Here is a 22,585-nt window from a genome sequence, read left to right as displayed (position 1 = left end):
GTAAGATAGTGGATGATACTCTACTTAAACCTGGCATTGGCTTACCCATATTGCGGTATTTTCAATGGTTTTTTTCAGATCGGTTGCTGGAATATTCCAAGTCCGCTCTAGCTGTTTAAATGTATTTAAATCCAGTGTTTCGGTTCTTAAAAAATTTAACATTTCTGTTGATAAATCTATTTTTTTGCCAACCACTTCCATTGCAGTAGACATTTTAGCAACCGGATAGAAATAAAATATCGAGGACTATTGACGTGTAATTGCGCTGAAATAATTTCGACAAGTTTTTGAAAACGGATTTGCTCTTGGTTGGCAATCAAGATTTCCTGACCTGTCGTTTGGTCATCCTTGGATGCTTTAATCATTGAATTTACCAACATGTTGACAGACACCAAAGGTAAATAAAGCAGCAGTATTAAACAGATAATCGACGGTTTTTAATTGCTGCCAGTCATGCTCAGAAATCCCTAAATCAGTTTGTGTAACATTACCTTGAATATAGATTAATTTTTTACAGTCAGCACTGAATGAATTTAACCAGTCCCGTAATTGAGCTTCTTGCTGACGGAGATTACGGCACATGGCAAACACTTGATAATTTTCTTTGAGTAATTGTGCCGTTAAAAATTTACCGATAAATCCTGTTGCCTCAATCACCCATGCTGTTTGGTTTAAGCCTTGCATAGAATGGCACTCTGTTGATTGATTCATATTTAAGATAAAGTATGGAGTACACTCTAGGGTCAAGTGTTTTTATACAGAAGATGTGGAGATTATGATGCTAGTCGGAGAATTAGCACAACACACCAATCTCAGTCGGGATACCATCCGATTTTATGAAAAACTGCAATTAATTAAACTACTTATTAGGAGCAATGGTTATAAAGATTATACTGAACAAAGCTTACAGCAACTCAAACTGATTCAAAGCGCTAAAAAATTAGATTTTACCCTGACGGAAATTAAACAAAGATACCCTATAGCATACAAATCCAATTACATTCCATCGCTATTAAGGCTATCACCAGCTGAATACACTAAAGCTAAATTACTGTCTGATTTAGAATCAGCTCCGGATTACTATAAAAATAGTTTTGAGATTAGACTCTCGGAATTAAGACCACCGATTAGTTACAGGTGAACCTATGGAAAGATATGTAATAGTTGTGATACTGATCATAGTCGCGGTATTACTGGTCATATTTTACAATCAGAAAAAATGAAATTAAAAATTCGGTAGTGCTTCAAAAACTATGCTGAAAAAACAGGCTGAACTGCTGAATGCTGACTGAAAAATTCGCTTGTGAGAAAATCATCACTGAGCGATCTGCTGATTTCATGATCTTTTACGGCATTGTCCTGACCTGCTTTTTCTTTCAACCCTCAACCGGATATGAATTTCAGCATATACTAAGGCGCCCCAAAACGACGCGCGGATAGTGCGCTGAATGCTGTGTGGCTTCGACTGTTCGTTTACTTGAGAAATATTATGTTGATCCGTTTTGCCCTAAAACTCAGCTTGGCCACACTTTGTTGCCTTACTACTGAACTTTATGCAAATACGGCACTCAATCAGGCAACGCTCAGCAGTTATGATTATGACAATGACATTTTCCATCCGGTTCGGGCACAAAATGGTATGGTGGCCTCCGAACATGAAATCGCCAGTCAGGTCGGTCTGGACATTCTGAAACGCGGTGGCAATGCGGTTGATGCCGCCGTTGCCGTTGGATTTACCTTGGCAGTGGTTTTACCGCATGCCGGTAATCTGGGCGGTGGCGGTTTTCTGATTGTGCATGATACCCAGTCTGGTAAAAATATTGCGCTGGATTTTCGTGAAATGGCTCCACGTCGTGCGTCACGGGATATGTATCTGGATGAAAATGGCAATATTATTGCTGGAAAATCACTGTATTCACATGATGCCATCGGGGTTCCTGGCACAGTCGCAGGTCTGGAATATGCCCTGAAAAAATGGGGAAGCTTACCCCTTTCAGAGGTGATTGCCCCGGCAATTCAGCTGGCGGAAAACGGAATACCGGTCAGCCATTCTTTGGCCAAAATGCTGAATGCAGCTCAAGATAAATTAGGGAAATGGCCCAGTTCACGTGCTATTCTCTTTCAAGCGGATCGACCTTTACGCTATGGCGAACTTTTGGTTCAGCAGGATTTGGCGCATTCCTTACGATTAATTAGCCAACAGGGTAGCCGCGTGTTTTATCGTGGTGAAATCGGCGACAAGATTATTGCACAAATTCAGCAGCATCAGGGCATCATGCAAAAAAGTGATCTGCATGCCTATAAAGTTATCGAACGTCAGCCCATCATGGGCAATTATAAAGGCTATCAGATTGTCACCATGCCACCGCCAAGTTCCGGCGGTGTACATCTGGTACAAATGCTGAATATTTTGGAACAATTCCCCTTGCAACAGTGGGGAGCAAATAGTGCCCAGACCCTTCATTATCTGGCCGAAAGCATGAAACTGGCCTATGCCGACCGCTCTAAATATCTGGGAGACCCTGATTTTGTACATGTGCCTGTGGCAGGTCTTAGTTCAAAGCCATATGCGAAAATGCTGGCTCGGCAGATTTCAGCTACCACAGCCCGTCCTTCGGCCTCCATTCAGCCCAACAACCCGATCCCCTATGAAAGTGACCAAACCACACATTATTCAGTGGTCGATCAACACGGCAATGCGGTTTCGGTGACCTATACACTGAATTTCAACTTTGGCAGTGGCATTGTCGCAGCAGGTACCGGCATTTTACTCAACAATGAAATGGATGATTTTTCAGCCAAACACGGTGTAGAGAATGCTTTTGGTTTAATTGGCGGAGATGCTAATGCCATTGCTCCCCATAAACGTCCCTTGTCTTCAATGACCCCCACAATTGTATTAAAAGACCAGAAAGCCTGGCTGGTCACCGGCAGCCCGGGAGGCTCCCGAATTATCAGTACCTTGCTACAAACCCTGATCAATAGCATCGATTTTCAGATGAACCCGGCTGAAGTGGCGGCAGCACCGCGAATTCATCACCAGTGGTTACCAGACGAAATCCGTGTAGAAAAAGGCATCAGTGCCGATACCCTCGAATTATTAAAGCAAAAAGGTCATAAAATTGTGCAGAAATCTACCATGGGCAGAACCCAAACCATCCAAATTCTGCCAGATGGCATCTATGGCTATTCTGATCCACGTAATCCGGATGGCGCAACACGTGGATATTAAGGGTTACACATCATAGGCTTTTACTGAGCCAAAATATATGCACAGAAAGTTGACGGATGCCTTTCTAAGATGCAAGCCTGTATAAAAATGGATGAGCTAGATTCTAGTGATCATTGAGATAGTTTTGTCACAGCATTTACCTGTTACAAGCAAGTAATAGGTAAGTTTTTTACCGCAGGTATTGAAGGCAACAATAACTAAAATAATTGGTATCACGTATGTGGAAATAGTTAGAACATCAACCAATTTATCTGATCCAGCAAGACAGTAACTCTCAGGTACTAGGCAACCGATTAAATTCGGAATTACTGATAAAAGCAGATATAGAACTACTGGTAAAAGATTTTTTCTTTAAGAATTCTGGAATTTTAAATTTCATAAAATTATATCGGTACCGGTTGAAATCATGATTTTACAATTTCCCAATTCAACTTCCCTACTCTATATCTAACTCATCAATAACCTAATCCTGCAGCTCACACTCTTCGAAAATATCTATTTAGCCAATTTTTATACTTATATGCAGCTCACCCTTCTTCACATGGATAACGCTCTCTTCATGTTTCTGCGCCATAATTCAAAAAGAGCATTGTTGGCCAAAAGCATTTATCTGATTTATCTTCTTACATCCATTCATAATGATTCCACCAGTTCGAATCCTGTTTAGGATTCGCACCGGCTCTTAAGTATTTGACCAATACAAAATACTCAATGAGATAAGGATATAAGTAGGTGAGTTAAAGTATTTTTATATAAATACAATGCAATTAGATGGATATGAATATAAAAAAATAAAATTTTAGCGAGTTATGAAATATTCAATTACAAACAAGTGAAAATAATTATGAGTACACAAAATGAAAAATTAATTTATAAATTATAATAATTACAACAACTTAACATATAAATGGTGCGCTCAGCGGGGATAGAACAATGCTCTATAACCCATATAAATAAAGGCTTTTCCATTTAAACATATCGCCGTGTATCCTCTCTTGTATCCTCATTTCTGAATGTACCCCCTTTTTATATCCTTAAAACTACCTGTCTATTTTATTTTTTAGGTTTCCGATTATTGTGGCATGGGTCAGGTGCACGCTGAGGGATTCTAATAGATACACTCAACTCAATAACCTGGTGATCAATACAATAATTCTTATAGCGGTTTAATGTACTTTTTGGCCTCCACTTTTTGGTGGAGCACAAATCTGCATTTGAGCTGCTCCTCTATTTAATGGATCAGGTACGCACCCATTTACATTTAAAATGCCAATGGGTCAGATTTGGAATCCTATCCTTTGCGATAAAGCTCCTCTTTTTTGGGGAGCTTATGCTGCACGTCATTTTTGACGGTCAAGGTATCAGCTGTATGATTATCCCCATAGGTTAGAGATGCTATGAATTTGGGTACCGGTAGAATTTCAGATTTTAAATCCAGAAGTAACTTGGCTGCCCAAGTGGTGGAGCAAGCTTGCTCATTCCCCCGCATCTTTACATTGACGGTGTACCAGATATCAGTACCAATAAAAGGGACTGGTCCCATTAGATAGTAGTGCCGCTGAATGAGACAGGAGTATCCTCAATTTGAGGATACCCCTATTCAATTTGGCTTTATTGGCTGAATGGTCAAGATAACCATGCAGGTTCAACCATCATGGAAATCATGATAACTGAATAACTGACTTTAGACAGCGTTAGATCGGTGCAGTCTAATTAGACAAAACGCATTTTTGCGTTTACCTGTAAAAACAACACATTATATTCATCTGGCATGAATGCTCAATTTTGAGGTTTGCTTTGAAAACAATAATTTAGATACACAGCTCATTTAATCCAATTTTGGATTAACCTTTAAAAACAATTATCTGCATTAAGCCCTATCAGATTTAAAATCTGATAGGGTGACATTTCAAATGCTACCCATCAAAGGAGTTATTGAATGATGACAATTAAAATTTAAGCAAAAAAAAGCCCACTCCAGTAGTAGTTGAGGTGGGCTTGTAAACTAAGGACCTTGAAGGGTCACTGGGAAACTACAGCCGTTTCCAGTGGCGATTATACATACCTATTCATTAAATTCTTGTTAAAAATTAATATAAGTTTCAAATAAATCAATATATTAGAAAAACTTAATCATTGGTTTACTTGAAATACTTAGAAGATAGCTCAAGCCTAGCTGTGATTAGCTATCTGAAAACCGCGTTTTGTCATTCTACGTCATGCAAGATTAGCCTTATTTTAGGTTGACGGCATATAGGTTAAATCATCTGTAAAATAGTGTTCAAAGCCTTGTGACGAAAGGATTTGGATAGTTTTATGAAAACCCTATTCCGTCCACCTACGTCCACCTAAATTAGCTAAAAACTTACTTTGACAAGGTGCACCGTAAATATTCTATAAAATCACCTATAAGCCTTATCAGCCGTAGAACACAGCCCTTTTATATGTTTTTCATAAAACTGCATTCCGTCTAAGTACGTCTAAGAAGAAGCATTATTTCATCAACGTACATCAACGTAAAACGCACCACTTTTCCACCATTCCATCCAAGTACATCCAAGTAAAACTTGATTGGATTTAAAATCCGTCCAAGTACGTCCAAGTAAATTTATTTTGCTTTACGACCTATCTGCATAAATCGCTATGTAAGCCAAGCACAAAAAGGCATACGGTCATTTTATTAATTTCAATCCGTAAAGCTACGTAAAGCAAGAAGTGTGAAAAAGTTCCTATTTGATCAAGGTACATCAAGGTAAATGGCTTATTTCATCTAAGTACATCTAAGTAATTTTTGTGATACATGGTACTTGTGAAAAATGCTTTCTATGCCAGTCACAGAAAGGAATACAGCAATTTAATGATTTTAAATCCGTATCAGTACGTATCACAAAACAGCCTTAGATTATTCTTTACAGCGTTTATTTAATTTCCTTGATGGTCCACCAGTAGAAAGACCATCAAAACAGCTTCAAAGCTATATGCAGTAATGTTTACCGCAATTTTGAGGAAATCCAATTTCATCAAGTATCATCAAGAATGCCGCTTTAATTTCTAAAGTGCTGGTGCTTTAGCTAGTAAAGTACTGGTGCTTCAGTTAGTGAAGCGCTTTCAAGGCGAAAGTACCACTTCCAAAAGTGAAGCACCTCAACACTACAGAAAATATAGATCTACAAAATCTGTAGTGCTACAAAAAATGGAGTGCACTGCCACATCAAAGCCCTGCTCAAATCACGATATACCTATGCCCCATTACAGTGTAATTTTTAATGTGTAATGGGAATAATTTTAACGTGTAACGCTGCTATAACCACCTCATTTAACGTGTAACACACCTGCAAAACATGCTTTCTAACGTGTAACGCTCTGCCAAATGCTGCCTTTTAACGTGTAACAGACCCACATAAAGCGTACTTTTAACGTGTAACGCCGTGCGTTCTTAACGTGTAACAAGCCAAATAGTCACTTTTCTAACGTGTAACCGTAGACATTTGATGTTTTTTTGAAGAAATCCAGCTTTTGAATGGAATTTCAATATCTGGCTTATGATCCTGGGATTAATGCTCATCAAAATCACGTATTCAAACCGCTAAACTCATATTTGGTTTGAATCTATATCGATCTTTAATTAAGCATTCTGAAATCCCCTCTAAATCACAATTGTGCCCTATGGAACAATTGAATGTGCCGGACAGCACAATTGGGGTACCAGAACTTAATGCACAGATGCGCCAGACTGAATATACGGAACTTGCTCACATTTAAAACGCGGGCAAGATAGCAATGTTTTCTGCAGTTCCATGCGGCATATAACTGTTATAAACATGTTCTAAAACAGTTATCCACCATGATTTTTTATCAATATTTATCTAAATCATTAGTAAAATAATGCAACTGATTTTCACCAGTTTCATTCTAATTAATTGATAAATATAATTTAAAAATGGTTTTTATCTTCCTTGATGAGAGTGCTAAAAGCATGGGTTTTTCATGCATAATTAGTGTGAATAAGGGTAAATTTATGCGCTTTTTATGCAATTTCATGCCAAAAACAGGCTTAAAAATGCAATCAAGGGGTATCTGGCGCGTAATTTATGGCAAATATTGTGAGTTTTATGCATGAAAAAAGACAGGAAGCGTACGGTAGAGGACTGCTTGAGTATCGATAGCCGGACCATGGCAAGATCCAATTCACTTATAGACGGCGCTGCAAGTACATGGGTTTGGAGAAATGGGAAAGGCGATATCATCAGCAGCCTAGGTTATCTTCACCAGGACGGCGTACTTACCCTTCAATATGCAATTCATAACCAATCGATAGAACAGCACATCAGAGTGACATCCACACCATGCAACTACGGAAAACATCGGTACTGGTTCTTATGCCCCAATCATGGCTGTGGTAAGCGTGTAGCAAAGCTTTATCTGGCTGATGGTGTATTCCACTGCAGGCAGTGCCATCAACTCAATTATCAAATTCAGCAATGCCCTAAGAGATATGTTGCAAAGCTCAATATGCAACGAATGCGAATAAAACTTGGGTGGCCATTGGATCGTGAAACGGTTCCTTTTTTAAAAAAGATATATAAGCCACTCAATAAAAACCAAAAGACATTCCGGGCTATGGTTGAAAAGCATGATGAATATGAGCGTCAGTACAATGCTGCTGCTATGGCTTTCCATAACGCATTCATGGATAAGCTGGATAGCATGGCCAATACCACTGGATCCTAAAAATTAAAAAACTCTGTAAACAATATTTAATATCTGGGCCTTCGGTTACTATTGATAAATAATTAATTTCAGTCAAAAAATACAATTCCGCATTTAGAATGTGAAATTGATAAATAAATCTAAATTTTGAGAGGGTAAATATGGGGATTAAATACTGTAAGGCTTGTAAGAAGCCAATGAAGGCGGCAGATAGTCATTGTAGAACATGCGGGGCTGAATATAAGAATAGCATTGTTGTGCCTTTAATTATCCTGGTGGTTATTGTGGCTATTGGTGGTGCTATATATGCATTATCTCGTGATGATAATGCAAAACAGGCATCGGTAATGCCGCCATCAGATCAAGATACAAAAACATCAATGCCGCCATCATCCTGGGAATATAAGACTGATAAAGATCCTATTACTAATGTTGCCAGTCATGCTGCATTTGCTCAGTTCCTTGATTACGATACCAAAAAGCCTGTTGAAGCCGGCTTTACAATTATGTGTAATAGCGGAAAAGATAAAATAATCATGGCTGGTATGTCATCTGAGCACCCCATTAAAACCGATAGTTTCAACTCTGATGGGCCTATGGGGCGTTATACGATAAAGGTTGATGAACGTGAGCCTATGCACGGTGTGGCTCGTTTAGGAAGCCATAATACGGTAATAGTCCTAAGCGATATGCAGTCCAGAGAGGTTGTGCCACAGCTGATCAGTGCAAAACGTGTCATTGTTCAGATATCCAGTACGTCAGATCGATTGGTTAATTATGAGGTAAGCCTATCTGGTACACAGGATGCTATTAACAAACTGAAAAGTGGCTGCAAAATAGCAAATTAACAAATTAACAAATTAACAAATTAACAAATTTATATTTAGGATATTTAAGCTCATGACCGAGAAAGAAAAAACAAACCAAGTAAACATTGAAAATGAAATTCGAGAATTGAAACAAGACAAAATCACAGTAACCCATGAGCTTGCAAAATCACATCAAAACACAATAGTTAAGATTGCTGATTTATGTGACCTACTTGCAGATTTATCTTGCTCCATGCCTGAAACTGCTAACGATGAACAAGTTCAGCACCTAGTTAAAATCAAACAGTATCTTGATGATTGGTTTGCACAAGAACGTGAAGCCAATGCTAAGCTATTTTATGATTTTAAGGTAAGTACAACGCCTGAAGTAGTAAGAGGCGATATAGATGGAACCAAGCAATAATATAAAAAGGTCGTTAAATTTAACGACCTTTTCTTTTTCTAAGGCTTAAAACTATTCCCCTTTCAATCCCAATTTCTTTGTCAGGAAATGCCTCATTTCTCTGTGATAAGTTTTATATATCACCCCTAAAACATAATCATCAATCTGTTTTTGAGCTTCACTCGCCACCTTCATGTGTTCATCATGATTCGGATCATCCTCCTTGATGACCAGTAATGTAATCGACGGCGGAATCATTGATAAAAGTATGGGCTCAAACTCATTAAGGAATTCATCAACAAGGCTCTGAGATATTCCTCGTGGTAGCAATTTCTCATAAGCAAAGCGCTTCATCTCTGCAAATATTTCATGAACCACCTCACTCAGTGGCTCTTTTCTTGGCTTAAACTCTATTAACTCACCCATAATCAAGTACTCTTTTTGAGTGTTTCTAATTCTCTCAGCATTTCTTGAAGTGCATTGCCTGAAGATGCATCAGCGTAAACTGTAGCAGTCTTATTCCCAGATACAAGCTCAATCCTAGTTGTATTTTTAGGCTCAGATGATGTATCTGGAGTGGGTAGATTCGCGTTTACATTAGGCGCAAGGCTATTTATATCCACTGAAGGCGCTTTAGGTAATGATCCAACTGAAGCTAGGCTATTGCTATTCAGCTGACGCAACAATTCATTGATCTTGTTCGTACCATTTTGAGTAGTTAATCCTCTTGCTGCAGCTCTATCAAATTCAGCATTAATCAAAGCTGTTAATGGTCCACTATTACCAAGGGATGAGAATTTTGCATCACGATCTGCCGCCAAGCCCTCAGACCAAATCGAGCCCGCCAATTTTTGAGCCTCTTGATCACTATAGCCCTTGCTCTTAAGCGCAGCCAAAACATCTGATTTACTGTAAGACTGATAATCATACATAGAGCTAAGGGCTTCACCCTGGCGTTTCATTTCATCCCTGAATTCCTTGTTCGATTTTGCCACGGCGGCCTGCCATGCATCACCGGCACTTTGGGCTTCTTCACGTACAACATTCCCTGCAGATCTTGCTCCATTTTCAATATTCTTAAAGCTATTGCCTGCACGGTTGATAGATGCCTCAAGTTCAGACATGGATTTAACCGAAGCCTTTCCTGTTGCGTCAATCTGAATCTCAAGATTACGGCCAGCATTCATTGTATTTGCTGCAGCAATTACGCCAACATCACCAGAGGCCGCAACGGTTTGCATCATCTTCTGATAAGCACTGTCTACGCCTTCCGCTGTAGCCTTTCCACTATCTCTAACCTTGATGTAATCCATCACCGCTTGCTGCGCAGAGAGCTTCAATTGCTCCTTGGTTTTAATCCCGAGACGTTCAAAGGCTTTTCCAGTCTCATCCAATTCATCTGGCAATTTAGCATTCGCATTACGAATGGCCATAATGCCGAGTTCAACCTGTTTGGTTGAAAATACCCCTTGCGCCTCAAACTCACGAAGCTTGGCATTAGCTGCATCAATTTCAGCCGGGCTTTTGGCTTTGTTTAACCAGCTCTCCCATGCTTGATAAAGAACATTTGCGGCATTCTGACCAGTAACCCCGGCATTGTTTAATTTTGTTTGGAGCTCAGTAAGGCCATTCCCAGATGCTGTGAATGACTTGGATACTTTATTTAATGAGACATCCAAATCAACACCAAACTGGTTAGCTGCAGCGGATGCCCTTGAATAAGCACTTTCAACAACTTGGCCAGAACCAGAATTGAGCTGATTGAGTTCAGCAATACGTAGATTACGGTTATTTGCCAGCTCAGCCTCTTTGGCATTAATCTGATTGACCTTATCTTGAGCCTGTTTCAGCTCATTTAGATCGCCTGATGCTTTGGCCTGCTGGATCTGCTGATCGAGCGCCGCGCGTTCAATGGCGGCCTGTTTCTGGAATGCCAGGTATTCTTCATCGGCCTTCTTAACATTTTCCTTGGCCAGCTTTAAGGCCTCTTCTTTGGCCTTGGCATTTTCAGCTGATTGCGCTGCACTTTCACCAGCCTGGACACTAACCTTCCCGGCCTGATTTATTGTGACGATATAACCCTTAGTCAGTAGATCGGCTTGCATTACGCCGTCCATGACACCGCCATTGGCTTTGATGGCGGCTTCAGCATAGGCTTGAACGGCGCTCATCTTTTCAGATTCAGTTACTTTCGTGCCATTAACTTCAGTTTGTTGGTGAGCTAAAAGCTGCTCGAGTTTCTTCTTGGAAGACTCTACCGATTCAGCGTTTTTCTGCTCTTCAGTTTGCTGTATTTGATTACGAGTCTCAACTACAGCCCATTTATGCTCATTGCTAAGTTGAATAGCACCACGCATATTCTTTTCTGCTTGAGCAAACATTCGATCCGAAGCTTTCTCTGCTTCATCTGCCACTGCCCCCATAAATGGGACATGTTGTAACATCGCAGCGGTTAAGCTATAAAAACCACCGGCCAAGAACTGGACAGAAGATAATAGGACCTTAAGGCCTACATTAAAGCCAAAACTAACATCCGAAACAGCTGCCATTGCCATGCGCAACATATTCAAGAATGTTGTAAATCCATTTACATCCTCCCCACCACTCACCAATGCATTAAATAGCGGAGAGACGGCATCCATTGCACTTGTAAATGCACTCCACGCCGTTTCACCAAAATCAGCAAAATATTTAATGTTTTGCTTAACATTTTCATAAACTTGAGTAAGAGTGTCTCTTAATGCATTTAATGTGCTTGGGTCTATATCGTCAAATTTTGACTTAAGGTACCCAACCCCTTCGGCAACATCATCAAAGAATCCTTTTAAAATACCCAAATTATCTGCAATAACCGATAGAGCATTTGCTACCGTTGCGCTTGATCCATTGGCTTGGTCCATTTCACCAATCAGAATCTGCCACTGTGTAGAAATCTTCTGCAGTGCATTGCTGATCGTTAAAGGGAATTTATCGTAGGTTTTTTGAACCTCACTGGCTTGGCTTTGCAGCGCTTTGACTACACGTTCAGCACCCAACTCCCCATTCTCAGCCATCTTTCTAAGTTCGCTAGTAGCCACACCAAGGCCTTTGGCCATAGCACTGGTTAGCCCGGGTGCTTGCTCCATGATGGAGTTAAACTCATCACCACGAAGAACTCCAGACTGTAATGCCTGGATAAATTGCTGTACTGCTGCTTCGCTGGCCTGGGCTGAACCGCCACCGATTTGAATTGCTTGATTAATTGTTTTGGTGAGATCTAACGCTTGTTGCTGCGTCATCCCCATTTCTTTACCGGTATCATTAATCTTTGCAAAAAGATTACCGGTAGCATCAAGACTTGAATTTGTAGCGAGTGCAATTTGATGTACACCTGCCATCGCTTGCTTGAAGTTACCACCTTCGCTCGTTGCAATGTTGATGCGCGCTGACAGATTAGTGTATGAATCAGCTGCTTGGGCCAGTTCACGAATACTTAAGCCAACACCCAGGGCGGCCATTGCTCCAACAAGTGCTGTCACGGCGAACTTGGTGGCGTCTACCCCTTTGGATAATGTACCCATACCCATATTGGCTTTACTTGCAGAGGTGTCTACGCCGTCTAATTCACTTCTTAAGCGTGCAATCTCTTGTTCAGTAAGTCTGGTTACCCGGGCAACTTCCTCAGCAGGCATTTTGCTATTGGCTTTAAAGTCCTCAAGCTTTTTACTTAAGTTCGCAATTGCATCATTAATTACCGTGGGTGGTGTCTTACCAAGTGCAGCGTAAATCGCATGCCCTGCCTGTGTGGCGCTATTTGATGCCTTATCCGTGCTACTGCTTACACTTCCCATTGCTGTAGATGCTCTGGTCTGAAAATCCGTATAAGCGGTCTTTGTTAAAGATAATGCATCCTCCAGGGCGTTAACCTTTGCAGTGGCTTCATTGAATTTACTAAGTGGCACAGCATCAGATGATTGGCTAAGAGCCTTAAGTTCTAAATTTGCCTGCTGTAACTCATTTTGGAGTGAATTAATGGCCTGAGTTCCCAGCTGGCCAACTCGTTCCAATTCTTTTGAAGAAATAGCCGCGCCATCTCCCATACTTTCAATCGCACGGCTGGCAGTTTGAACCTCTCCCACTACACCGGTTAGATCTACGGAGCTGAATTGCTGTACCTTGTTGATTGCTGACTGGGTTGCATTATCAACACCTTTCATGGCATTGATAGCAACACCCTGATAGTAATTAAATGCGCTGGATGCCTCGTTAATCGCATCCTGAATACTGAAAACGCGCTGCTTGGCGATTTCAATATCTTTTAAGGTGCCATCAGTGCTTTGAAGTCGAACAAGTTCAGCCTGGGATGCTTTCAAGGCTAGATTTAATGCATTAAGGCCTTGTTCCCCGGCACTCGACATTGCACGTAGTTCGCCGGCACTAATAGTCGACTTATCACCTAAGGCCTCGATCTCTTTTGCTGCAGTAAAGAACTTATTACCCAGTGACTCTGCCAACTGGACAGCATCACCCGGGATAGCTTCACCAATTTCAAAACCAGCACGCTTAGCAGTCTCTCCGGCATTTTCAGCAGCCCTCGATAATGCAGCCAGACCATCTTTGGCCTCTTTCGTGTTTTTATTCAGTTCATCAGGAACGATATTGCCAATTGCTTTTGATGCATCTGCAGAGGTTGTCTTTAGTGCTTCCGATTCTTTCTTTAATACCGATATGAAAGCTTCCCACTTGTCTTTAGATGCCTTAGTACCAGTATCAAACCCCTTGGTATCAGCATCCATTACCAATTTAAATGTTAAATTTTTTCCAGACATACACTACTCGCCTATTTAAATTATTAAAGTTGGCCAAACAAAAAATAGTGCACTTTTTATATTGTTCAGCTCTGCACATATTTTAATTCATAATAGTTTTTATACCTAAGATAAAAGTCTTTTTATTGTTATATATATTTGTTTTTATTATTTATTTTATAAAATAATTGCACAAAAATTTAGGCCTAAATGAGAGTTTTTATAGATTAATCATAAAGTCATACTCATATAATTAATGTCTATACTTTTGTTTATTTTTTTATATTTTGACTATGTTACTACCTCAAATTTTTGCTGTTACCACATCAAAATATGAACATTTTTTGTCTAAGTACTAGATATTTAAATAACCCTTTATAGACCTTCTTGCTGTAGGTCGAACCAAGTTTTATAGACTGCTAAAAAGGGCAATATTCCTGAACCGGTTAGGATTACGAAAAAAACGAAATATGCTTTCCTCCAGACAAAAAAAAGCCCACTTCAGTAGTAGATTGATGTGGGCTTATAAACTAAGGACCTTGGGAGGTCATTCAGAAACTACAGCAGTTTCTATTGACCATTTTGTACACTATTCAAATAGTTTTCACTGGCTGAATATTCCAAAAATTAAAATAAAAAAAGATAAATCAATATATTATAAAATTTTAATTAGTTATTTATTAAGTATTAAAAAAGCCCGATCAAATGACCGAGCTTTTAGTGATATATCAATCTATTAAGTTAGACCCTTCACCTCAAGCTGATAATCATCTTGAGTAACTCTAATTTTAAACTTCTTATATTTTCGCTTACTGGGCTCCATAGCTGAACCGACCACTTCTTCAAAGAATTTGCGATCTTTCATTAGCTCGCCATAAGCCTTATAACCAATTAATATTTTTTCAGGTGTTTGATTTTTTGAGACCATATCACCAATAAGTTTATCTAGTTTTTTTACACTGATATTTGGCATTTGAATTGAACTGAAACCTAAAAAAACATCATACTTTAATTTTATGAATATCTCGTATCAAAAAAGCACGCCTTTCGATGAGCCCTTAGATTCAATTCTTTGGCTTTTTTAATATGGCTTCGATCCGATGTGAGGCATCACACAATTTCAAAAAAGCTTGCCCTTCTAGATCATCACTAATACAAATATTCATACTGCTGCTTTTAAATAAAGCAGCCATAAAAAAACCCAGTCTGGGTAGACTGGGCTATAAACTTTGAATCTTTTTTCGTTGGTAGCGGGAGCTGGATTTGAACCAACGACCTTCGGGTTATGAGCCCGACGAGCTACCAGACTGCTCCATCCCGCATCAACGAGGTGACTTTATACGTCATAAGTAGCATCAAAGCAAACTTTATTAGAAATATAGTCACTTACAGAGGCAATTAAATTAATTAAACATCTTAACCCATACTCGGCTCAGTCTTAAACAACGGATGAGAAGTCCTATAAAGGCTCAATCTTCTTCTCTCATCTTCCAAAAAAGCCTTTGGCTCTTCTAGCCATGTTGATGCTCGTGAATCAAAATCTGAATTACCTAACACCCAATCAGAAATTGAGCCATATATAAAAGTATTATCGGCAAATACCAATTTTGCTTTATTAGGGATGTTACTTATAAGCACTTTGTGTGTTGGTAATGAACCCAATACACTTATTTGAGTGTATCGGTATTTATAAAATTCTGACATAAAACAAATTACTGAGTTGGTAGCCCACTATACCATCTGCAATATGAAAAAATCCCACTATTATGGGCTTTCATTACCCACAACAACATCATTTACATAACTGTTCAGCCAGTAGCTCAGCTTCCCATCCTTCATTGGTTTTTCAATCAATCCTTCCGCGATGCGAGCGTAAAGGGTTGGAATTGAAACACCTAAACGTGCTGCAAATTCTTTAGCCTTCACTCGGCGTTCATTCTGCTGAATCAAAGCTTTTTCCAGACCCTCGACCTTTGAAAGGATGGTTTGTAATAACTCGGTGTTGCTCATATCCCTCTCCTTTTGAATAACAGGTTTCATGGGGTTCAACATCATGACAACGCAAAAATGCGTTTTGGCTAATTAGACTGCATGAATCTAACGCCGTCTAAAGTCAGGTATTCAGTTATCACGATTTCCATGATGGTTGAATCTGCATGGTGATAATGACCATACCTGACGGCGTTATGAATTGGTCAAGGCTTATCCTGCCGGCCCGATTATGGTGCCCTTATTCATGAAAGAATAAGATCGGAATTTTCCCATTGGCATTTGAAATGCGGATGGGGTATCCAGATTTGGATAGAGGTTTTCCTTGATGTTCCTTGATGAAAATCCATATCATCAAAAATGCCGTAAGTCATATCCCATAAGGTTTTAGGCCCGATATTTGTCAATTTAAGAATATGAGCCATCAAGGAAAAATCTTGTAGTGATTTTGGGTCCATTTTTTGTGAAAGCCAAATTAAGTAAGGCTTTCTCAAAGGGTCGCATTTCACATGCCACCTTTTGGGATTTCAAATTCGATACTGCGGATCTGTCCATAGATAGCCTTAGCACTATAGCTATGCTTTAATTTTTAATTCATCACATAGTGTCTTTAATTTTCTTTCTAATGTTCTTAATTCGGGAACCGTTCGCAAAATCTGTGAATATAGACCATCATATGATTTCTGCATTTCCTCTGCAAAATCTTGATCATCACAAGCAAGATCATTATAAACATGTGGATTTTGTATCTTTAATTGATAAGTAGATAGAAAGGCTGATTCATTATTTAGGCCTCTTATTTGTTTTAGGATGTTAGCAGTACACTCTGTGAAATTTTTAACAACAGCACCTCTAGCTCCCAAATGTATATTCAATATATTAAGCTTTTCTATTTTTTCAGATAATTCATCGATTAATTTTGCTGGGATAGAGTCGTTATTTTCTTTGAAATTATCATGATCTTCTATTTCAAATAGAATTCGGAGCAATTCATTAATCCCATTATTTATGCCTTCATAAATTTTTGAACTACCATCTTCAATAATTTTTTCAACATGAGGTTCTCGCCAATCACTAAACAATACAAAAGCCGCTACTGGTGCAAGGAATGTTGCTGTAAGTGTGAGAGTATCTTTAATTAACTCATAGGTTTTAGCCGGGTCGAAATGGGAGCCATCACTATTCAACCATGCCCCAATTAAGAAATATAAAATCGATAAGCCTAAAGCCTAACTACTAACATTTTTTATCTTTTCTTCTAAAGTTTTCTTTTTCATAAATTTCAATCGTATTTAAATATACCAGTACCATTTAATAGGGATACCCTATCTCATAGTACCATTATCTTTTGGCGGTACTCGCTATCCCTATAGCATTTCGAATGCCATCCTTTCAGATTCCAAATCTAATAGGGAAAATTTGATCCAAAACTATGATTCAATAACGTATTTTTTTGAGAGCTTATCGATTTGACTAAATTTTTCAGAACTTTTATCCCAGTATGTCTTAACTGAGCCCATTAATAAGGTTTTAGATGCATTGAGAAATGCTTTTTCATTATCTGCTTCATTACTATTATTTATAGTTTTCTCGTAATGATCTAAGCAAAATTTACATTGAGTTAGAACGAATATTATTTCTGTTAAAAATTGGGTGCAAGTATCCTTTATTTCTTTATCATTAACCTTAAAGTCAAAAAATCTTAACTGAAGAAAAATTGTATTGATATCTTGTGAGCATTGATCAATCTCAGGTTTTAGCGGAATTAAGTTTTCAATCTCGATAGCATCTGCCCTAAGGCTGAGGGAGACATTAAGAAATTTTTTAATTTTTCGATCAACATTATTTAAATCTAATAATATTCTTTCAATATTTGCTTCATTTTTCATTAATTTGTGTTGTTCCCTCCAATCACTAAATAGCAGAATAGCGACTACAGGCGTGATGCCTGTTACAGCAAAGCTCATACCATCTTTAACCATGCTCTCTAAATTAGTACCAGTCATTGTTTTAAAGATAATGCATACTAAAATGTATACTAAAAACAGAACAAAAAATATTATTAAAGTTGTAGCAAACTTCTCTGCATTATTTCCTTTTAGATTCATAAATCCCCCTAAATTTAGAAAAATATTATTATATTGAGCACAAATCAACCACTAATAAAAAAGCCCCCGGTTAAGGAAGCTAATTTTACTGTTAGTTACCAACAAAAATTAATCCGTCTTGTTCAGATAAAAATTTCATCTCGATTAATTTATCAATATCTCGATAGAAGGTTCTATCCGTCTTCCCATTGAACAGAATTTGTATTCTTGGTATTCGATACAATTCTGCTTTTGAAAAATGTTTTTTATTTTCACTACAAACAATAAATAAAGTCTGAATTAAATTAAATTGTCTATCTGAAATTTTCTTATCGAATTTGGCATTATTCAATGCTGTTTGATACAACAAAAATTCAATCAAGCGGTTGCTTTCGTCATGTAGATATTCAATTGTTTCAAACATTCCTTTAAGTACAAATGTAATGAAAGGTTGATTTGGATTATCTAACTTACGTTCAGCTTGCTTTCTACAATGATTAAATAATGCGAAATACTCATGGATATTCGTTTGATAATATTTCCATATAGCTGACGAACTAAATCTGTATCCTGATTGCTCTAATATGAGCATTTCAATTAGTCGTCCTGTACGTCCATTACCATCCCAAAATGGATGAATTAACTCAAAATAATAATGTGCTAAACATGCTCTGATAATTACTGGTTGATTAATTATCTTAGGACTATTTACCCACTCTATCCACGCCTGAATAAGATACTCTATATCCTCTATACATTTAGGTGGTCTATATGTTCCTCCATGTGCATCATTACCAACAATCGTTTTCTGTGTAGGTTGATTATTTCGTAATTGCCCAGCAGGATTATGTTGCTCAGAAAGATTTTGTGAAACGAGTGTATGCAAATGAAATATCGTTTCCACTGAAAATGGACTGCCTGATACTGGAGACAATTTCTTAGAACTTTTTGCTTTAATCCACTCTATAGATTCTTTGAGATTTGTAAGCCTTCTTTCTTCTGACTTCTGAATAGTTTTAGGATCTTGCTTTAAAATATCGGCGGTTTCTTGCTCCGTAAATTGTCCCCCTTCGATCGTATTGGTACTATAAATACTACTTGCAAGTACCTTTTCTTGAACTTGATCAATAATCAAGGGGAGACTTGGAGTTTTATTAAAACGATTCTGTGAATCATTAACTCTATCCAACATAGCTTGAACTTCTTTTAGCTCAAACCCTAGCTGAAATGTAAAAGAGCCAGATTTGTATGTCATAACTCTAAGTGTAGTATCATCTACCCATGTTTTACTTTGTTCAGGCATATTTTGTCAGTAAAAATGTCAAAGAAAATGTCAGTACATTAATATTTTATTTCATACACTTAGTCAAACATTACTAAAAAAAATGTCAAAGAAAATGTCAAAGAAAATGTCAAAACCTCTTTTGGTTGTTTTTTATTCTTGCACATCAACTACTTACCCCAAACTAAGGAGGCTATTCATTAAAGCAATTGCAGCTCATCAGCTCTAATCTCTGTCACTTCCCGATCTATTCCGCTTTGGTCTTTCCACTTCCTTGTACGCAATGAGCCCTCTACGTAAACCTTCCCGCCTTTCTTGAGGTACTTACTGGCAATCTCAGCTAAACGGTTGCTGGTGGTAATCCTGTGCCATTCTGTAGCCTGTTTGCGTTCTCCTGTGGTCTTGTCCTTCCAGTGGTCAGAAGTCGCCACACTGAAAGTGGTAACGCTGCCACCATTGGGAAATTGTTTAGTTTCAGGGTCACGGCCTAGAACACCCATCACTGTAACTCTGTTTAAGTTTGCCATTGGTTCAATCTCAATTTATATATTTTTCTTTAAAAGTCTGACTAAATGACTAAATCGCCCTGTAACCACTGATATATAAGGCTCTGTATTTAGCAGTCATATAAAAACCATATGACTAAGCGACTAAATGAAATAATGATTTAAGATTTTTTGCTTAGTCACTTAGTCACTTAGTCAAACAATTACTGCTAAATGTAAATCCTTTGGTGGTAATGCTTTCAGCCTTATTTAGTCACTTAGTCACGATTCTACTAAACAAGGGTGAATTACAACGTATCTTGTCCGTCCTATAGATTCGATCTTGATATAGTTTGAATCTATCAACTGCTGTATAACCATCTCCAAAAGGTTTTTATTCTTTTGCATTGGTCTAGGGCATGAAGTTTGAACATTTGAATACGCTATACGGTCAGTCTTTTGGTCATTGCACTTTTTGACAAGCCATTTAATTAAACGCTCTGCATCACTTTCGGCTTTCACCTCAATATCTGCATACATTGCCCATTCATTTAAAGAATGCTTAACAACTTCACAAGCCCCCTTGAGGGTTTTGGCATCAATCCACTGCGAGCCCTCAAAATAAGCAAATACAGTCGCTAGACGGCGTGCTAATTGACTGGCACGACTGGCGAATGCCTGCAGGTACTCATAGCGTTTTCCTTTACCTTGAAGTAACTCAAACATATTGTAGAACTCTTGATCTATCTCTCTTGCCTCATCACTCATAGGCAGAACATAGCGCCCATTATGTAGCTCTTGCTCAGCTTTTACGTGTGGACAGTCATCGAGTAGATATTCGCAGCGTGTCCAGTAGGCTATAAGTCTGTGGTCTGTGCTTGCGTTCTTATTCCGATAGATTGCATCCTGTAGGCGTGTGCCTGCTAGGTTTTCGGGAATGGTTAGAATAAATCTAGGTAAAAATCCCTGCCCTCTTAAAACTGGGTCTTTTAATGCCTCTGCTAATACTTCATGTTGCCCCTGCAGATTGAACGTCAATCGCACGTCATAGGCCCGGCCACTACCGTTCAAATTAGATTTGGATCGGGTACGTTCCACAAAACCATCATCGAATAACTTGGCATAGCCTCCTAGTGCTTGGTTACGTGTATCGCCTTTCATGGTATGGCCACCAAAAAACTGGCCTGCTTCATCACTTGCGATAGAAGCATTACTTAAAATGCCATCGATAAAGAGACCGGCAATAGATTCAAGCGTTATATCGCTGTATAGGGTGCTTGGGTCATTCGGTGGCGGATTCTCTGCACAATATGCCTCCCGGTCTTTTTTAGGCAGGCCAGCATGTCCGCTTTTCCATTGCTCCAGCTCTTTCCGGTATGCCTCGTACTGTTTACGCTCATGCTTAATGATTGCCTGATCTGCTAGATTTCGGCTTGTACTCTTACGGCTTCCGCTTTGACCTTCAGTCAGTAAAAATAAACTACATGGCTCGCCGTGTGCATTAAACGGATGAGGTGCATTTACTTTAGCCTGGGCAATATGTGACATTGCCCCAATCACACATTGGGCAGTCATGGCAATTGGGGACTGTACGTGTTCCGATATCGCTATTACCGCATCTTGTGCCAGTGGTGGCAGTGCATGAATCGGGTAAGGATTCAAAGTGGTTTCTGATTGAGATAAAGGCAATAACTCGCCCCATTCAGTCGGCTTATTTAATCGCTCAATTGCCTCGTCAATAAACGCCAGTATTTCGGCTGTACCATCCTCTTTATCGAACTGATAGAAAAACTCACTCACACCAATTTTTAAATACTGGTTAAGCAATCTTACAGCCGTGTTTTGTTCCAGCTTTTGAAATGGTTCAAGATTTATATGCTCAGGTCGGACCGGTAAATAAAGCTGCTTGTATCCTGCTGCAGATAACTGATTAATCACAAATTGGATTTGTTCAAAATCAAACGGCTTGAGCTGTGTGAGATTTGCATTGCATAAGGTGGGCAATACGACCAATACAACGGCATAGCCAGTCTGTGCGACCTTAAAGAATGATTCTAGACTGTAAGTAATAATGACAGGCTGGGTATGGTCAAAATGACCATACCTGGCAAAACCTTTAGCCAATCCATCAGGGATGACCGCTACACGTTGCACATCCTGTATGACGGCACACTGTACAAGCTCCATTTGCCCATCATAGATAGGCATGATTAAGGGCTGCTCATAAGTAACGCCGTTTATATCCACACTGCCATCATCGACATAGATCGGCTGCTCAGGACTGCCAAAACGCTGTATCAATGGATGTGATAAATAAGCCTCATCAAACGATACAAGCTGTGTGCATTGCGCTAAAATGGCATCGGGTGCTATTAGTTCTTTGGGGTGGTCATAATCAAGCATTGTGGCTACCCCCTTTTCCCGTAACCGCATAAACTGCATTTTCTAATGATTCTTTTAATTGCCCTACTACTAAGAACAAGCCGTGTATAGCTGATGCCGTATGGCCTTTGGATAAATAAAAATCTGAGAGTTCTTCAAGTGTGACCAGGATGCCAGTAGCTTGATTAACAAATATTGAAATATTTAGTTTTGTTTTTACACTGGCACTCTCAATCTCTTCTAGAGCACCATTTGCCAGCATGCCGCAAACGCTTATCATGGCCTTAGCCTTATCATCAGAAAGGTCACACTGGTCATAGCTGACATACAACCGAAATAATGAGCCTTCTAGTGACTCAAGAATGACTTGAGCATTTTCTAAAAGGTCTTGAGCTGTTTTATTGATTTGGTTTGACATG

18 protein-coding genes, 1 tRNA gene and 1 pseudogene are annotated in these 22,585 nt (G+C 38.9%); 6 read left to right on the top strand and 14 right to left on the bottom strand.

The features are described from left to right. Window positions 1-24 precede the first annotated feature (24 nt). Entirely contained in the window at window positions 25-213 is a 189-nt protein-coding gene (locus GTU69_RS17390; protein WP_346764481.1) for a hypothetical protein, read from the bottom strand. Between the two features lie 144 nt (window positions 214-357). After that, a complete protein-coding gene (locus GTU69_RS17385) occupies window positions 358-684 on the bottom strand; it encodes an SDR family oxidoreductase (RefSeq protein ID WP_346764480.1) in 327 nt (108 codons plus the stop codon). Window positions 685-778: 94 nt separating this feature from the next. Here GTU69_RS17385 and GTU69_RS10025 point away from each other — a divergent pair, with 94 nt between their 5' ends. From GTU69_RS10025 to GTU69_RS10000, 6 genes and pseudogenes are all read left to right on the top strand, one after another. After that, a complete protein-coding gene (locus GTU69_RS10025; RefSeq protein WP_166170300.1) occupies window positions 779-1,141 on the top strand; it encodes a MerR family transcriptional regulator in 363 nt (120 codons plus the stop codon). 348 nt (window positions 1,142-1,489) lie between these two features. After that, window positions 1,490-3,232: a gamma-glutamyltransferase gene (gene ggt, locus GTU69_RS10020; RefSeq protein WP_166170198.1), complete on the top strand. Its 1,743-nt coding sequence runs from the start codon at window positions 1,490-1,492 to the stop codon at window positions 3,230-3,232. Between the two features lie 102 nt (window positions 3,233-3,334). After that, a pseudogene (locus tag GTU69_RS10015) lies at window positions 3,335-3,427 on the top strand (IS1 family transposase); the annotation flags it as partial. A 3,921-nt stretch (window positions 3,428-7,348) separates the two neighbouring features. Beyond that, complete coding sequence (locus tag GTU69_RS10010) at window positions 7,349-7,963, top strand: hypothetical protein (RefSeq protein ID WP_166170196.1); 615 nt, start codon at window positions 7,349-7,351, stop codon at window positions 7,961-7,963. 176 nt (window positions 7,964-8,139) lie between these two features. Next, window positions 8,140-8,790, top strand: coding sequence for a hypothetical protein (locus GTU69_RS10005; protein ID WP_166170194.1), 651 nt, complete (start codon window positions 8,140-8,142; stop codon window positions 8,788-8,790). Between the two features lie 52 nt (window positions 8,791-8,842). Further along, window positions 8,843-9,175: a hypothetical protein gene (locus GTU69_RS10000; RefSeq protein ID WP_166170192.1), complete on the top strand. Its 333-nt coding sequence runs from the start codon at window positions 8,843-8,845 to the stop codon at window positions 9,173-9,175. A gap of 51 nt (window positions 9,176-9,226) precedes the next feature. On the opposite strand, the gene GTU69_RS09995 is transcribed toward GTU69_RS10000, so the two are convergent. The 12 genes from GTU69_RS09995 to GTU69_RS09940 form a co-directional block, all read right to left on the bottom strand. After that, complete coding sequence (locus tag GTU69_RS09995) at window positions 9,227-9,580, bottom strand: hypothetical protein (protein ID WP_166170190.1); 354 nt, start codon at window positions 9,578-9,580, stop codon at window positions 9,227-9,229. A 2-nt stretch (window positions 9,581-9,582) separates the two neighbouring features. After that, on the bottom strand, window positions 9,583-13,962 hold the full coding sequence (locus GTU69_RS09990; RefSeq protein ID WP_166170188.1) for a tape measure protein: 4,380 nt from the start codon (window positions 13,960-13,962) through the stop codon (window positions 9,583-9,585). 715 nt (window positions 13,963-14,677) lie between these two features. After that, entirely contained in the window at window positions 14,678-14,914 is a 237-nt protein-coding gene (locus GTU69_RS09985) for a hypothetical protein (protein WP_086175106.1), read from the bottom strand. Between the two features lie 272 nt (window positions 14,915-15,186). After that, window positions 15,187-15,263 (bottom strand) — tRNA-Met (locus GTU69_RS09980). 94 nt (window positions 15,264-15,357) lie between these two features. Then, on the bottom strand, window positions 15,358-15,645 hold the full coding sequence (locus tag GTU69_RS09975) for a hypothetical protein (RefSeq protein WP_166170187.1): 288 nt from the start codon (window positions 15,643-15,645) through the stop codon (window positions 15,358-15,360). A 60-nt stretch (window positions 15,646-15,705) separates the two neighbouring features. Beyond that, window positions 15,706-15,951 (bottom strand): hypothetical protein, encoded by a 246-nt coding sequence (locus tag GTU69_RS09970; RefSeq protein WP_166170185.1) that lies wholly within the window; start codon window positions 15,949-15,951, stop codon window positions 15,706-15,708. Between the two features lie 554 nt (window positions 15,952-16,505). After that, window positions 16,506-17,117 carry a hypothetical protein gene (locus tag GTU69_RS09965; protein WP_166170183.1) on the bottom strand — a complete coding sequence of 204 codons (612 nt, stop codon included), beginning with the start codon at window positions 17,115-17,117 and terminating at the stop codon, window positions 16,506-16,508. Window positions 17,118-17,360: 243 nt separating this feature from the next. After that, complete coding sequence (locus GTU69_RS09960) at window positions 17,361-18,038, bottom strand: hypothetical protein (protein WP_166170181.1); 678 nt, start codon at window positions 18,036-18,038, stop codon at window positions 17,361-17,363. A 91-nt stretch (window positions 18,039-18,129) separates the two neighbouring features. After that, on the bottom strand, window positions 18,130-19,320 hold the full coding sequence (locus tag GTU69_RS09955; protein ID WP_166170180.1) for a Fic family protein: 1,191 nt from the start codon (window positions 19,318-19,320) through the stop codon (window positions 18,130-18,132). Window positions 19,321-19,499: 179 nt separating this feature from the next. Then, a complete protein-coding gene (gene ssb, locus GTU69_RS09950; RefSeq protein WP_166170178.1) occupies window positions 19,500-19,826 on the bottom strand; it encodes a single-stranded DNA-binding protein in 327 nt (108 codons plus the stop codon). A 240-nt stretch (window positions 19,827-20,066) separates the two neighbouring features. Continuing rightward, the gene (locus GTU69_RS09945; RefSeq protein ID WP_166170176.1) at window positions 20,067-22,187 is read right to left on the bottom strand and encodes a DUF3987 domain-containing protein; all 2,121 of its coding nucleotides are present in this window, start codon (window positions 22,185-22,187) and stop codon (window positions 20,067-20,069) included. Continuing rightward, a complete protein-coding gene (locus tag GTU69_RS09940) occupies window positions 22,180-22,584 on the bottom strand; it encodes a hypothetical protein (RefSeq protein ID WP_166170174.1) in 405 nt (134 codons plus the stop codon). Before GTU69_RS09940 ends, GTU69_RS09945 begins: the two co-directional genes overlap by 8 nt. Between the last annotated feature and the right edge of the window lies 1 nt (window position 22,585).

The sequence above is a fragment of the Acinetobacter sp. SA01 genome (assembly GCF_011319235.1).
Lineage (GTDB): Bacteria > Pseudomonadota > Gammaproteobacteria > Pseudomonadales > Moraxellaceae > Acinetobacter.
This window is presented reverse-complemented; position numbering and strand designations above follow the sequence as displayed.